This window comes from Corynebacterium tardum, from assembly GCF_046717785.1.
GTDB lineage: Bacteria > Actinomycetota > Actinomycetes > Mycobacteriales > Mycobacteriaceae > Corynebacterium.
Genome location: NZ_CP177104.1, coordinates 1,499,191 through 1,513,050, shown reverse-complemented (window position 1 = coordinate 1,513,050; position 13,860 = coordinate 1,499,191). Strand labels below are relative to the sequence as shown.

The following is a 13,860-nucleotide window of genomic DNA, read 5'->3' as shown; positions in this document are numbered from 1 at the left end:
AGCGTAAGGTGGGCCGGTATGAAACTCATTGGACTTACCGGCGGTATCGGCAGCGGCAAATCCACGGTGGCGCAGTTGCTGGCAGATCAGGGCTGGGCGGTTGTTGACGCCGACCGGATCGCCCGCGATATTGTCGAACCCGGCCAACCTGCCTTGGCGGAGTTGGCCGCCGCCTTCGGCGACGACATCCTCCGAACCGACGGCAGCCTCGACCGGGGGCTTTTAGCCAGCCGTGCTTTTGCCAGCCCCGAGCAGACGGATGTGCTCAACTCCATTACGCATCCGCGTATCCAGGACGAGACCCAGACCCGCTTCGCCGCGGCACGCCGCGCGGGGGAGGAGTTCGTGGTCTATGACATGCCGCTGCTCGTGGACAATGGCCTTAATAAGGACATGGACGCCACCATCGTCGTTGACGTGGAGGCAGAGGAGCGCGTACGGCGCCTCGTGGAATTCCGCGGCCTCGATGAGGCTGATGCGCGCCGTCGCATCGCGGCCCAAATCCCCGACGATGTTCGCCTCGCCGCGGCCGACTACGTGATTGACAACAACGGCCCTCGCCAGGCGCTAGACGCGCAGGTCCGGGAGGTCGCTGCCGCGCTCACTCAGCGCTTTAGCTAGCGTTAGCTAGCGCGTAGCCACCACGTCGGAGACGACGATGTGGTCATTGTTTTCCATGTCCTCGCCCACAAAGTCCAGGTCGGTGCGCATCAGCATGGTGTTGTAGTCCTTCCACGAGGTCAGCGTGTAGTACAGGTGCTGGTCGTCCTGGTTGGGCAGCACGAAGGGAGCGTAGGTGTCATTGAGCGGCTCGCCGCTGATGACCTTCGTGGTATCGGCGCTGACCAGTAGGCGGCGCGGCGACCACGGGCCCTCCGGCGAATCGGCGGTGCGCATCACGATGCCCTGGCCCTCCACGCCGTACATGGTGACGAACTTGCCTAGGTAGTCGTTGTAGGCCACAGAGAGCTCCGATACCTTGCCGTCGAGCACCTCGCTGGCGCGGGACGGGTCTTTCACCCACGAGCCGTTGGAGTAGTACTCGAAGGCGTCCTCGTTGGGGAAGTCCGCCTTCGCAGCGCGGGAGAGGTACGCCGGGCCGCGCCGGCCATTTCCGGTGGTAAAGCGGTAGATATAGCCCGCGTGCTCCATGAAAGCGGACTGCTGCAGCTTTTCAAAGCCAGCCCGGTAGTTCGCGCCACCCGGGATGGGCGTAGACGAGCCATGGCTGGAATTCGTGCGGGTGGACTCATCGACGGCCTGCCAGGTGGCGCCGCCATCAGTGGACTTCATGGTGGCGGCGTAGTTGGTGGACCAGCCAGTCTCCGGGGCGTGCCAGGAGCGCACGGACATGTAGTCCACGTAGTGCACGCCGTCGACCACAATGCCGGCGGTCGGAATGGTGGTGCGCTCGCCATGGTTGTCGCCATCGCCGACCTTCTGAGAGGGGATAAACTCCTTGGCCCGGCCGGTGCCGGACCAGCCGTTTGAGGTCAGTGCCTCATCAAGCGTGAGCCCGTCGCCGTAGTCCTGGTCGGTGGTGCGCAGGAGCACGTTGGAGCGCCAGCCATCGCCCTCGCTGGAGCAGTCCATGGTGTCACCGAAAACGTAGTAGGAGCGCCCTGCGTTATCGGAGTAGGCAATGCCCAAGTCAGTGCCGGACACCCCAAAGTCGAGATCCGTGCGGTTGGGGGAGCCGGCGCCGGTGATGAGCTCCATGATTTGGGTTGGGCCACCGGTGATCTGGCGCTGGTTGTAGTTGCTGCGCTGCTCGCCGGCGCCGCGGGAAGAGGAGCCGTTAAACAGGGAACCCAAGGAGCTGGAGGAGCCGCCCGCGGGGCCGGAGGGCTTTGAGGTGAAGCTGCCGGACTTCGAGTACGGAGTGCACGGGGAGGCAAGGGCCTGGGGCGCCTGGGTGACAAGGACGACGGGGGTGAGCGTGGCAATAACTGCTGCGCTGGTGAGTCTGGCGAAGGAACGGAAGGTCATGGTTGCTGATTCTAAAGCAGGGCAGCAGCAATTCAATGACTTGGTAGTCAAAATTTACCTATCGCTTCCGCTCCGTTCATTTTGCCGGCTTAGGCTCTTCCGCCATGGGAACCTGGGACGTTGGGCCTTTTGATAATCACGCCGCGTGCGAAGTGCTCGCGGAACTTCGTGATGGCCACTTCGACCTGGATACCTTCAAGAGCAGCTGCATGGATTCACCCATTGACGTCGATGACGCGGAAGCAATCATCGCGCTGGGCGCGCTGGCGACGACACCGCCGGAGCGCCTGCCCGCGGGGCTCGGCGTCGAGCACGTACAGATGCTGCGCACCCCGCAAACCCGTGCCTGGTTGCGCAAGCGGATGAACAGGGCGATGGAGCCGGAGACCTCACCCATCTACGCCATGTGGGAGACCACCGATGAGCTGGAGAAGTGGATCCGCTCCACCCGGGCGGCCCTGCCCTAAGGCGCGGGCGTACTTCTCTGGCACGGTGTAGACTGCCCGCGTTAGACTGGTCGCCATGGCTTTTGCTGCTGAACATCCCATCCTGCCCGTTTCTGAGCACCGCCCAGTGGGAGAGGTCGAGCGCCGCTCGGGCGAGTTTCACGTTGAATCCGAATACCAGCCGGCGGGCGACCAGCCGGCGGCGATTGCGGAGCTGGATGAGCGCCTCAGCCGCGGCGAGCGGGATGTTGTCCTTATGGGTGCCACGGGTACCGGTAAGTCCGCCACCGCGGCGTGGCTCATTGAGAAGCAGCAGCGCCCGACGCTGGTGATGGCGCCGAATAAGACGCTGGCCGCGCAGCTGGCCAACGAGCTGCGCCAGCTGTTGCCCAACAACGCGGTGGAGTACTTCGTGTCGTACTACGACTACTACCAGCCGGAGGCCTATATCGCGCAGACGGATACTTACATTGAGAAGGATTCCTCCATCAATGAGGACGTGGAGCGCCTGCGCCACTCGGCCACCTCAGCACTGCTGTCGCGGCGCGACGTCGTCGTGGTCTCCTCGGTGTCCTGCATCTACGGCCTGGGCACGCCACAGTCCTACCTTGACCGCTCCGTGGTACTGGAGGAGGGTGAGGAGATTGACCGCGACCGCTTCCTGCGCCTGCTGGTAGACATTCAGTACGAGCGCAACGACGTGGGCTTTACCCGCGGCACCTTCCGTGTCAAGGGCGATACCGTAGACATCATTCCCGCTTATGAGGAGCGTGCCGTGCGCATCGAGTTCTTTGGTGACGACGTGGATGAGCTGTACTACATCCACCCGCTCACCGGTGATGTGCTCGAGCGCGTCGATGAGGTGCGCATCTTCCCGGCTACCCACTACGTGGCCGGCCCGGAGCGCATGGCCCGCGCCATGGAGGACATCAAGGCGGAGCTGGCGGAGCGGCTGGAGGACTTGGAGAACCGCGGCAAGCTGCTGGAGGCCCAGCGCCTGCGCATGCGCACCGAATACGACCTGGAGATGATTGAGCAGGTTGGTTTCTGCTCCGGCATCGAGAACTACTCGCGCCACGTCGACGGCCGCCCGGCCGGCTCTGCGCCTGCGACCCTGCTGGACTATTTCCCCGAGGACTTCCTCACCGTCATCGATGAGTCCCACGTGACTGTGCCGCAGATTGGCGGCATGTTTGAGGGAGACATGGCGCGCAAGCGCAACCTCGTGGAGTTTGGCTTCCGTCTTCCCTCCGCGGTGGATAACCGCCCGCTGACCTTCGATGAGTTTGAGGAGCGCGTGGGACAGACGGTCTATATGTCGGCGACGCCGGGCGACTTTGAAATGACGGCCTCCGGCGGCGAGTTCGTGGAGCAGGTCATTCGCCCGACCGGCTTGGTGGATCCGAAGGTCACGGTCAAGCCAACCAAGGGCCAGATCGACGACCTGATCGATGAGGTCCGCGCCCGCACCGCAAAGCAGGAGCGCGTGCTCGTGACCACTCTGACCAAGCGCATGGCGGAGGACCTGACGGACTACCTGCTGGAGCACGGCATCAAGGTCCGCTACCTGCACTCCGACATCGATACCTTGCAGCGCGTGGAGCTGTTGCGCCAGCTCCGCCTCGGCGAGTTCGACGTGCTGGTTGGCATCAACCTGCTGCGTGAGGGACTTGACTTGCCTGAGGTCTCCCTCGTGGCCATCCTGGATGCAGACAAGGAGGGCTTCCTGCGCTCGACCACGTCGCTCATCCAGACCATCGGCCGCGCCGCCCGTAACGTCTCCGGTGAGGTCATCATGTACGCGGACACGATCACTGAGTCGATGCAGGAGGCGATCGAAGAGACAGAGCGCCGCCGCGAGAAGCAGATTGCCTACAACACCGAGCACGGTATTGATCCGCAGCCGCTGCGCAAGAAGATCGCGGACATCTTGGATCAGGTGTATGAGAGCGGAGAGGGCTCCGAGGAGGGCGCGGACGCGGATCCGACGTCAATCGTCGAGAAGCGCGATGTGTCCTCGATGGCGGCCGACGAGGTGCAGGCGCTTATCGACGATTTAACGGCCCAAATGCGGGACGCCGCCCGCGAGCTCAAGTTCGAGCTGGCCGGACGCCTGCGCGATGAGATCGCGGACCTGAAGAAGGAACAGCGCGGCCTCAAGGAGGCAGGCATTTAGCGCCCCGTTTTGCTACGCAGCGCTAACAGTGCGTGTCATACTGGTCATATCTTCTAAGGATTAATCACCACTTATAAGGAGCTTTATGCTGAGCTATAACGTCATCGCCGTGGGCACCGATGGTTCCCCGACTTCCCTGCGCGCGGTCCAGTCCGCAGCCTCCATGGCCCGTGCGTACGACTCCACGCTGATCATCGTCTCGGCCTTCTACAATCACTCCGGCTCCATGCTGGGCGCTCCCAACTCCGAAGACGCCCGCGTGCCCGTGGTGAGCGAGGACATGTCGGAGAGCTACCTCAACAACGCCGCGGAGATCGCGCACGAGGAGGGGGCCAAGCACATCGAGATCATCGCTAAGTCCGGTGACCCGGTCAATGCTCTCATCGAGGTGGGCCGCGATTACAACGTGGACCTCTTCGTGGTGGGCAATAAGGGCATCCACTCGGTGCGCGGCCGCGTGTTCGGTTCGGTGGCCACGGAGCTCACCCGCAAGGCACACGGCGACGTCGTGGTTGTGAACACAACGGACTAGGCGGCGCGCCGGCGCGCACATTGTTAAACTAGCGGGTGCGCGAAAGCTTTATATTGTTTGTCACGCGAAGGCCTCAAACGGGGCCCGCGAAGAAAGGTCATCATGAGCGATTACAGCAAGATCGTGGTCGGTACTGACGGTTCCAAGTCCTCCCTGCTCGCAGTGGAGCGCGCCGCTCGGATCGCCGCGGCCTTCGATGCCACCCTCATCATCGGTTGCGCCTACTACGAAAACCAGGAGCAGGCTTCCAAGACCCTGCGCCAGGATTCCGTGACCATTCTGGGCGATGAGAAGGCACAGACCAACCTCACCGCTGGCAAGGAGTACGCCGAGAAGTTCGGTGTCACCAAGGTAGAGACCGCCGTTCGCCCGGGCACCCCGGTACAGGCCCTGATGTCTATCGTGAACGATAACGATGCGGACCTGCTCATCGTGGGCAACCGCGGCATTAACTCCCTGACCGGCCGCCTGCTGGGCTCTGTCCCGGCTGACGTTGCTCGTCAGTCTGACTGCGATGTGATGATCGTCCACACGGTCAAGTAAGCGTCCAGCGTGCAGCGCGCGGCACCCCATTACTGGGGGCCGCGCGCTGAGTCGTTTTCTCCTTGGCTCTAAGAAGGAGCTGTTAGGGCGGGGCTGACTGAGCTTAGGGGCCCAGTGGGCCCGGCGACTGCCGGGACTACAGACGCAGCTTGCGGAAGGCGCGCGAGAGGGCGGTGCCGTCAGCGCCCTGGATGAGCGGAATGGAGATTGTCGCGTGCGCGTTGACCTTGGCCAAGGGAGCCAGGGAACCGTGGGAGAGCAGTTGCTCCTGCGGGGAGAGATTACGGATGGCCACCGCCGCCACGCGATCAGGGTGCTCTGCCACCGCATCGGCATAGGTCAACGGATCGTGCTGCCCGTCGTCACCGATGAGCAGCCAGCGCAGCTTGGGGAAGGCAATGAAGAGATTGCGCAGCTGCACGCGCTTGTGCTCCTGACCGCTGCGGAAGAGCCCCGTGGGAGTCGGGCCCCAGTCCGTGAGCAGCAGGGGACCGCGGGGGAAGCCGTTTTCCTCCATGAAGGTCACCAACGTGTCGTAGGTGTTCCACGCGCCGGTGGACAGGTAGATGAAAGGAACGCCCGGGTGCTCGGCGGCGATGTCGCGGTAGAAGCGGGCCATGCCCTCGACCTGCTGGCGGGTATTGGTGCGCTTGACCCAGGAATTCCACGCAGCAATCATGGCGCGCGGCAGCCACGTCACCATGATCGTGTCATCGATATCGCTGATCACGCCGAACTCAGTGTCCTCACCCACGATGAGCACCTGCGTGGTGACCTCTTCCGCACCGGTGGCGCGAATAGTGACGTCGTGCCAGCCGGGCTCGAGGCCGTGCTCGTGGACTAGCACGTCGATGTAACCGTTGTGGTTACTCTTTCCCGCTACGGTTTGGTCTCCGACGGTGACTTCCACCTCGTGGTTCGGGACCTGGATGGTGAAGAATTGCCGGTATCCGCGCTGGGCCCACGTATCGGTGTTCTCCTCGTCGGGGTCGTGCATCAGCACGCGGCCCAGGACGTGGACGAAGTGCTCGTTACCGTAACCCGCATAGCCGGTGACGGAGGGCTGCCAGCCTTTGCGGGCGGAGCGCTTCAGCGTGAAGGAATTGGTGGAGTGCTCAAACTTACGGGCGATATCGGAAAATGCCATGCGCCCCAGATTATCCGAAAACCTCCGCGTAGCGTCCAGTAATAGTCAACGACTGGGTGGCGCGGGTCAGCGCGACGTAGAGGTTGTGCAGGCCCTGCGGGGAGGCGGCCACGATATCGTCGAGATGTACGACGGTGACGTGGTCGAACTCCAGGCCCTTGATCTCCTCGACGTTGGCAGCGGTAATGACCGCGCGCAGGCGCCCCTCGTCGTCCTTGAACGTGCCAGGCTCGGTATCGGCGGCTGCGTCGGAGGCTGAATCGCTCCAGATGACGTCGATGCCGTCGCGCACCGCAATACTGGGCGTGGCCTCCGGGTTGATCTCCTCCAGGAGCTCGTTGGCCAGTTCCGTAATGGGGCGCGGGGTGCGGTAGTTCACCGTGAGCCCGTGCTGGCGGAAGCGCTGGCCCACGAAAGGCTCGAGCGTCTCCGCCCAGTCGTCAACTCCCGCCGGGGAACCGGTCTGGGAAGTATCACCCACCAGCGTCATCCAGCGCGACGGGCTGCGGCGGAAAATCATGCGCCACTCCATGGGAGTGAGCTCCTGGGCTTCGTCGACGATGACGTGGCCGTAGGCCCACGTGTAGTCTTCGCGGGCGCGCTGCGCGGTGGTGCGCGAGTCCCGGACCTCGTGGCGGCGGGCCAGGTGCTCGGCGTCGATGACGTCGTGCGCGGAGAGGATCTCGGCCTCAAACATGTCGTCGTCGTTGTCGGTGGAATCCGAGGAGGTCAAGATATCGAGCGCATCCTCGGCCTCGGCCACCTGCTCCCGCCATTGCTTATCCTCGGCGGCCCGCTCGGTTTCGGGATCGGGCATGCCGATGAGGACCGCCAATTCGTCGAGAAGCGCCGCGTCCGACGCCGTCCACGCCGCCCCCTCCGCTCGGTACAGGGCAGCACGGGTCTCCTCGTCGTAGGCGCTGGCCGCCGAATCAATGCGCGCGGTGGAGCTCAGCAGCGCCGCCAGCACCTCCGTCGGCGTCAGTTGCGGCCAGAACTCCTCGATGAGGTCGGTGACCCCCGGCTCCTCCGCCAAGTCATCGTGGAGCTGGTCCACGTCTGCGCGGGAGAGCAGGTTGTCTCCGCCGAGCGGGTCCGCACCGATGCGGTCTGCCATCTGCGCGGCCAGGGACTCGACGAGGTGTTCGGCGAAGGCAGCCTGGGCATCGTTGTGCGGCTTGCGGGAGCGGCGGGCCCGGGTGCGCGCGGCCTTGACCATCTGGGAGGTCACGGTGAGCTCGAGGCGATCGATCTCCAGCGTGCGCGGCTCCTCCGGCAGGCGCTGGTAGTCCTTCACTGCGTTGGACAAGATCTCCGCCATGGCCTCGGAGCCCTTGATCTCACGTGCCAGAAGGGACTCCGAGTGGGTGGCGTCGATGCCGGGGAAGAGCGAGGCGATGGTGGAAAGGACCACACCGGTCTCACCCAGCTCCGGCAGGACCCGAGAAATGTATTCCAGGAACGTGGAGTTCGGGCCTACGATGAGCACGCCGGTCGCGGCCAGCTGCTCACGGTAGGTGTAGAGCAGGTAGGCCACGCGGTGCAGCGCAACGGCCGTCTTACCGGTACCCGGGCCGCCTTCGACCACCATGACGCCGCGAGTGCTATCCCGGATGATCTCATCCTGCTCGCGCTGGATCGTCTCCACGATGGAGGGCATGTGGCCGGTGCGGGCACGCTGCATAACGTGCTGCAGCGCGGATTCGCCGGCGACATCGCTCTCTTCGACGGCGGAGTCGCCTTCTAGCACCTCGTCGCTGATGCCGGTGACCTCACGGCCCTTCGTGCGGATGTGGCGGCGCACGTGGACGCCCTCCGGGTGCGCGGTGGTGGCGAGGTAGAAGGGGCGCGCCATGGGCGCGCGCCAGTCCAGCAGCAGGGTTCGATAGTCCTCCTCGCGGGCGTCGAGCCCCATGCGGCCAATGTAACGGCGGTCCAAGCCCTCCGGGGTCGGATTGTCCCCGGGGGCGTCGATGTCAATGCGGCCGAAGACCAACCCCAGCTGTGCCACGTTGAGGCGGTCGAGCTTGGCCTGCAGGCCGTGGTACTCGGTCTCACGGCGCACTAGTGCGTCCGCATCCGGGGTATGCGGATCCACGGCCGCCTGGACCTCGTTGAGGCGCTCGTTCGCCGCCTGGACCTCATTGTCTAGGCGCGCGAAGAGGCCGTCGACATAGGCCTGCTCGCGGGCAAGCTCCTCGCTGAGTGCACTGGCTCTGACCTCATTGTGCGGCTCGGCGGGCGAGACGTGCGAGGCGGATGAAGAATCAGACACAAGGCTCCTTAGGTGCGTGTGAAGGCTTCTCTGTACGGGGAGGGCAGTGGATTGGGGATAGTTGGAACAGAAAAAGAACAACGGCCCAGCATACTCGCTGAGCCGTTGTCCTTACCACCGCCGTGATTTTAGGCAGCGGTGCTGCGGGAAAGTCCGCAGAGATGGTGGGGTGTTTTAGAAGCGGTCACCAAACTTCTTGAAAGCCTTATCGAGCTTCTTGGAGGCTTCCTTCTGCAGCTTCTCGGCGCGCTTGCGAGCCTTCTTCTGAGCGCGCTTGCTGCCAGCGGAATCAGCCTTGGCCAGGGCGGCATCAGCGCGGTCCTGCGCCTTGCCGGCGGCCTTTACCAGGCCCTTGCGAGCGGTGGCGGTGTTATCGCGCGCAGTCTCCAGCCAGTCATCCTTGTTGTCCTCGATGAAATCGCGAGCGGACTCTGCGGTGTCCTCCACGAAGGTGCGGGCGGTATCCAGCCACTCACGGCCGGTGGACTCCCAGTCATCGCGGTTGTCCTCGACGTAATCCTTCGCGGTATCAATCCAGTCGGACGCCTTAGAGGTCACATCGGAGGAGATGTCGCTTGCGCGGTTGGAGAAGTCTTCCGCAAACTTCTGCTGCTCGGTCTTGCCCGGCAGTGCCTGCTGAATCTTCTTGTTCGCGCGCTCGGAGGCCTTAGCGGTGCGCCAGCGCAGGGAGGGCTTGCCCTCGGTGTCCTGCGTAACGATGGCCAAAGCACCCAGCAGGGCGGTGTTGGTGACGAAGTTAGTGCGCTGGGTTTCCTTCTCCTCCTTGGAGTCAGCGGACCAGAAGGAGTTGCCCACCAAGTTCGGCACGTGGGTCAGAGCCAGCACAGCAGCCGAAGTGCGCGGGGCCTTACCCAGTGCCAGGGAGGTGCCGGCCGCGGTCTTTGCACCGCCAAGCGCGCGGGTGACCAGCTCCGGATCGTTCGGGAGGTAACCTGCGTACTCGCGCGGCAGCACCTTGCGCAGGCGCTTGAGCACGGACTCGGTGTCCGCGACGTGCTCCGAGGTGTTGCGGAGGGTATCCACACCATCCCAGACAAACACGGAGGCCAGCATAGGACGGGCAAGCTTACGAATCATGACGTGCTCCATTCAATAGATATGTAAAGACGTTCGTCACACCATACTACGCGGCCGCACCAAATATCGCCGCCGCATGCGCAGCCGGTGCCGTACAGGTTCTCTAGCAGTGGGAGTATTACCAGCGGCGCTCCCACCACTCGTCCAGGTGCGGGCGCTCGGCACCCAAGGTAGTGGAATCGCCGTGGCCCGGGCGCACGATGGCTTCGTCCGGGAAAACGTCGAAAAGCCGCTGCGTGACGTCCTTGTACAGGCGCACGAAGTCACCCTCCGAGGTGGTCTTGCCTACACCGCCAGGGAAGAGGCAGTCACCCACGAAGAGGTTGGGGACGCCATCGATGTCAGCGGCAATAGCTGCGCCACCGGGGGTGTGCCCGCGCAGGATGGCGACGGGGAACTCGTAGCCCTCGAAGGGGAGGGTGTCGCCGTGCTCCAGTTCGACGTCGACAGGCGCCGGCAGCGCGGGGGAGTCCAAGAAGGACGCGTAGTGCTTGGCGCCGGTCTTCTCCAAGACCTCCTCGAGCGCGCGAACGTGGTCCCAGTGGCGATGAGTGGTGAGCACCGCGGTGATTGTGACGCCGTGATCGGCAGCGAGGGACAGCAGGGCAGGGGCGTCCGCTGCGGCGTCGACAAGCAGAGCCTTATCCCCTGCGCACAGGAGGTAGCAGTTGTTGTCTATCTCGGACACGGAAATAGTATGCAGCTGTAGCGCGTTATTCATGTGTCCAAGCTTACGGGTAGATTCTGATCCAGAACCCCACTATGAACAATCACACGGCGTAGGAGGCAGCAACAAGTGGCTGATCGTTTGGTCGTCCGAGGCGCACGCGAACACAACCTGAAGGGCGTGGATATCGACATCCCGCGCGATAAACTGGTGGTGTTTACCGGCCTATCCGGCTCCGGCAAGTCCTCCCTGGCGTTTGACACCATCTTCGCCGAGGGCCAGCGCCGCTACGTGGAGTCCCTCAGCTCCTACGCGCGCATGTTCTTGGGCCAGATGGACAAGCCGGACGTGGAGTTTATCGATGGCCTGTCCCCGGCGGTGTCCATTGACCAGAAGTCCACCAACCACAACCCGCGCTCCACGGTGGGCACCATTACGGAAATCTACGACTACCTGCGTTTGCTCTTCTCCCGCGCCGGTACCCCGCACTGCCCGAAGTGCGATGCGGTCATTGAGCGCCAGACCCCGCAGCAAATCGTGGACGAGGTGCTGGAGCACGAGGAGAAGCTGAAGTTCCAGGTTCTGGCTCCGGTGGTGCGCCGCCGCAAGGGAGAGTTCGTGGACCTCTTTGCGGACCTGGCTGCACAGGGCTACTCACGCGTGCGGGTCGACGGCGAGCTGCACCAGCTCAGTGACCCGCCGAAGCTGAAGAAGCAGATTAAGCACGACATTGACGTCGTGGTGGACCGCCTGCAGGTCAAGGCCTCTCAGAAGCAGCGCCTCACCGACTCGGTGGAAACGGCGCTGCGGTTGGCAGACGGGCTGGTGACCCTCGACTTTGTGGACCGCGAGGAGCTTACCCACACCTACTCCGAGAAGGCCGCCTGCCCCAATGGGCACACCCTGACCGTGGAGGAATACGAGCCGCGCGCCTTTTCCTTCAACGCGCCCTTCGGCTCCTGCCCGGACTGTGACGGCCTGGGTACGCGCCTCAAGGTGGACGTGGATCTGCTCATCCCGGACCCGGACGCCCCAGCTGTGGAGGCTATTCAGCCGTGGACGTCCAGCCCGAACGCGCGCTACTTTGTCAAGCTTGTGGAGGGGCTGGCCAAGACCATGCGCTTCGACCCGAAGACTCCGGTCTCGGAGCTCACCAAGGAGCAGCGCCACGCGCTCATCTACGGCTCCGACGTGGAAGTGACCGTGCGCTACAAGAACCGCTACGGCCGTCAGCGCAACTGGTCCGCGCCTTTCGAGGGCGCCATCGGTTTTCTGGAGCGCAAGCTGGAACAGACTGATTCCGAGTCTCAGAAGGACCGCCTGCTCCAGTACACCCGACGAGTGCCGTGCCCGACGTGTGGCGGCACGCGCCTCAAGCCGGAAATTCTGGCCGTGCGCCTGGCCTCGACCGCGCACGGCGAGCAGTCCATTGCCGGACTGACCGCGCTGTCCATTGAGGAGGCCTCGGAGTTCCTGGATTCCCTGGTGCTGGGACACCGCGAGGAAATCATCGCCGGTGCCGTGCTCAAGGAGATCCAGGCGCGACTGCGCTTCCTCCTTGACGTCGGCCTGAACTACCTCACCCTGGACCGCGGCGCCTCCACGCTTTCCGGTGGCGAGGCACAGCGCATCCGCCTGGCCACGCAGATTGGTTCCGGATTGGCGGGCGTGCTCTACGTGCTCGATGAGCCGTCCATCGGCCTGCACCAGCGTGATAATCAGCGCCTCATTAAGACGTTGAAGCGCCTGCGGGATATTGGCAACACCCTCATTGTGGTGGAGCACGACGAGGACACCATCCGCGAGGCAGACTGGCTGGTGGATGTTGGCCCGCGCGCCGGCGAGTACGGCGGCAACGTGATCTACCAGGGCGAGCCCGCGGGGATCGAATCGGTGGAGGAGTCCCTCACCGGACAGTACCTGTCCGGGAAGAAGGAACTCGCAGTGCCGGATTCACGCCGCGCGATTGACCGTGACCGCGTGCTCAAGGTGGTCGGCGCGCGCGAGAACAACCTGAAGGGGATCAACGTAGAAATCCCGCTGGGCGTTCTGGTGTGCGTCACCGGCGTATCTGGCTCTGGTAAGTCCACCGTGGTCAACCAGATCCTGGCCAAGACCCTGGCCAACAAGCTCAACCGCGCCCGCCAGGTGCCGGGCCGCGCCAAGCGCGTGGAGGGCGTGGAGCACCTGGACAAGCTGGTCCAGGTAGACCAGAGCCCCATCGGGCGCACCCCGCGCTCCAACCCGGCGACGTACACCGGCGTCTTTGACAAGATCCGTAACCTCTTCGCCGAAACCCAGGAGGCGAAGGTCCGCGGCTACAAGCCGGGCCGCTTCTCCTTCAACGTCAAGGGCGGGCGCTGTGAGGCCTGCCAGGGCGATGGAACCATCAAGATTGAGATGAACTTCCTGCCGGACGTGTACGTGCCGTGCGAAGTCTGCCACGGTGCGCGCTACAACCGCGAGACCCTCGAGGTGCTGTACAAGGGCAAGAACATCGCCGAGGTCCTCGATATGCCCATTACGGAGGCCGCCGAGTTCTTCGAGCCGATCACTTCGATCCACCGCTACCTCAACACGCTCGTGGAAGTGGGTCTGGGCTACGTGCGCCTGGGGCAAGCGGCGACCACGCTGTCGGGCGGCGAGGCGCAGCGCGTCAAGCTCGCCTCCGAGCTGCAGAAGCGCACCAAGGGGCGCACGGTCTACATCCTGGATGAGCCGACGACCGGCCTGCACTTCGAGGACATCCGCAAGCTCATGCTGGTCATCCAGAGCTTGGTGGATAAGGGCAATTCCGTCATCATCATCGAGCACAACCTGGACGTCATCAAGGCTGCCGACTGGATTGTAGACATGGGACCGGAAGGCGGCTCGGGCGGCGGCACCGTCGTGGCACAGGGCACGCCAGAGGACGTGGCCAAGGTCAAGGGCTCGTACACGGGATCGTTCCTCGCGGAGCTGCTGTAGGCACGCGCCATGACCCCATG

Annotated in this window: 11 protein-coding genes; 6 read left to right on the top strand and 5 right to left on the bottom strand. The window is 63.9% G+C overall.

Going from position 1 to position 13,860, the window contains the following annotated elements; genetic code table 11:
• The first annotated feature begins 18 nt into the window (after positions 1–18).
• Positions 19–621 carry a dephospho-CoA kinase gene (gene coaE, locus ACLI1P_RS07230; protein WP_411708459.1) on the top strand — a complete coding sequence of 201 codons (603 nt, stop codon included), beginning with the start codon at positions 19–21 and terminating at the stop codon, positions 619–621.
• Between the two features lie 6 nt (positions 622–627).
• Here coaE and ACLI1P_RS07225 read toward each other — a convergent pair whose 3' ends face one another.
• Positions 628–1,989: a DUF4185 domain-containing protein gene (locus tag ACLI1P_RS07225; RefSeq protein ID WP_411708458.1), complete on the bottom strand. Its 1,362-nt coding sequence runs from the start codon at positions 1,987–1,989 to the stop codon at positions 628–630.
• Positions 1,990–2,093: 104 nt separating this feature from the next.
• On the opposite strand from ACLI1P_RS07225, the gene ACLI1P_RS07220 reads away from it, so the two are divergent.
• From ACLI1P_RS07220 to ACLI1P_RS07205, 4 genes are all read left to right on the top strand, one after another.
• Positions 2,094–2,456, top strand: a complete 363-nt coding sequence (locus tag ACLI1P_RS07220) for a DUF4259 domain-containing protein (RefSeq protein WP_411708457.1) — start codon at positions 2,094–2,096, stop codon at positions 2,454–2,456.
• 55 nt (positions 2,457–2,511) lie between these two features.
• Positions 2,512–4,611, top strand: coding sequence for an excinuclease ABC subunit UvrB (gene uvrB / locus ACLI1P_RS07215; RefSeq protein WP_411708456.1), 2,100 nt, complete (start codon positions 2,512–2,514; stop codon positions 4,609–4,611).
• Between the two features lie 85 nt (positions 4,612–4,696).
• A complete protein-coding gene (locus ACLI1P_RS07210; RefSeq protein ID WP_296133222.1) occupies positions 4,697–5,143 on the top strand; it encodes a universal stress protein in 447 nt (148 codons plus the stop codon).
• A gap of 102 nt (positions 5,144–5,245) precedes the next feature.
• Entirely contained in the window at positions 5,246–5,686 is a 441-nt protein-coding gene (locus ACLI1P_RS07205) for a universal stress protein (RefSeq protein WP_296133224.1), read from the top strand.
• Positions 5,687–5,822: 136 nt separating this feature from the next.
• On the opposite strand, the gene ACLI1P_RS07200 is transcribed toward ACLI1P_RS07205, so the two are convergent.
• The 4 genes from ACLI1P_RS07200 to ACLI1P_RS07185 form a co-directional block, all read right to left on the bottom strand.
• Entirely contained in the window at positions 5,823–6,833 is a 1,011-nt protein-coding gene (locus ACLI1P_RS07200; protein ID WP_296133226.1) for an App1 family protein, read from the bottom strand.
• Between the two features lie 10 nt (positions 6,834–6,843).
• Positions 6,844–9,108 (bottom strand): HelD family protein, encoded by a 2,265-nt coding sequence (locus tag ACLI1P_RS07195; RefSeq protein WP_306507894.1) that lies wholly within the window; start codon positions 9,106–9,108, stop codon positions 6,844–6,846.
• Positions 9,109–9,282: 174 nt separating this feature from the next.
• Complete coding sequence (locus ACLI1P_RS07190) at positions 9,283–10,206, bottom strand: DoxX family protein (RefSeq protein WP_296133229.1); 924 nt, start codon at positions 10,204–10,206, stop codon at positions 9,283–9,285.
• 118 nt (positions 10,207–10,324) lie between these two features.
• Complete coding sequence (locus tag ACLI1P_RS07185) at positions 10,325–10,927, bottom strand: MBL fold metallo-hydrolase (protein ID WP_306507895.1); 603 nt, start codon at positions 10,925–10,927, stop codon at positions 10,325–10,327.
• A 75-nt stretch (positions 10,928–11,002) separates the two neighbouring features.
• Between ACLI1P_RS07185 and uvrA the strand changes: the two genes are divergently transcribed.
• Positions 11,003–13,840, top strand: coding sequence for an excinuclease ABC subunit UvrA (gene uvrA, locus ACLI1P_RS07180; protein WP_411708455.1), 2,838 nt, complete (start codon positions 11,003–11,005; stop codon positions 13,838–13,840).
• Positions 13,841–13,860: the final 20 nt, after the last annotated feature.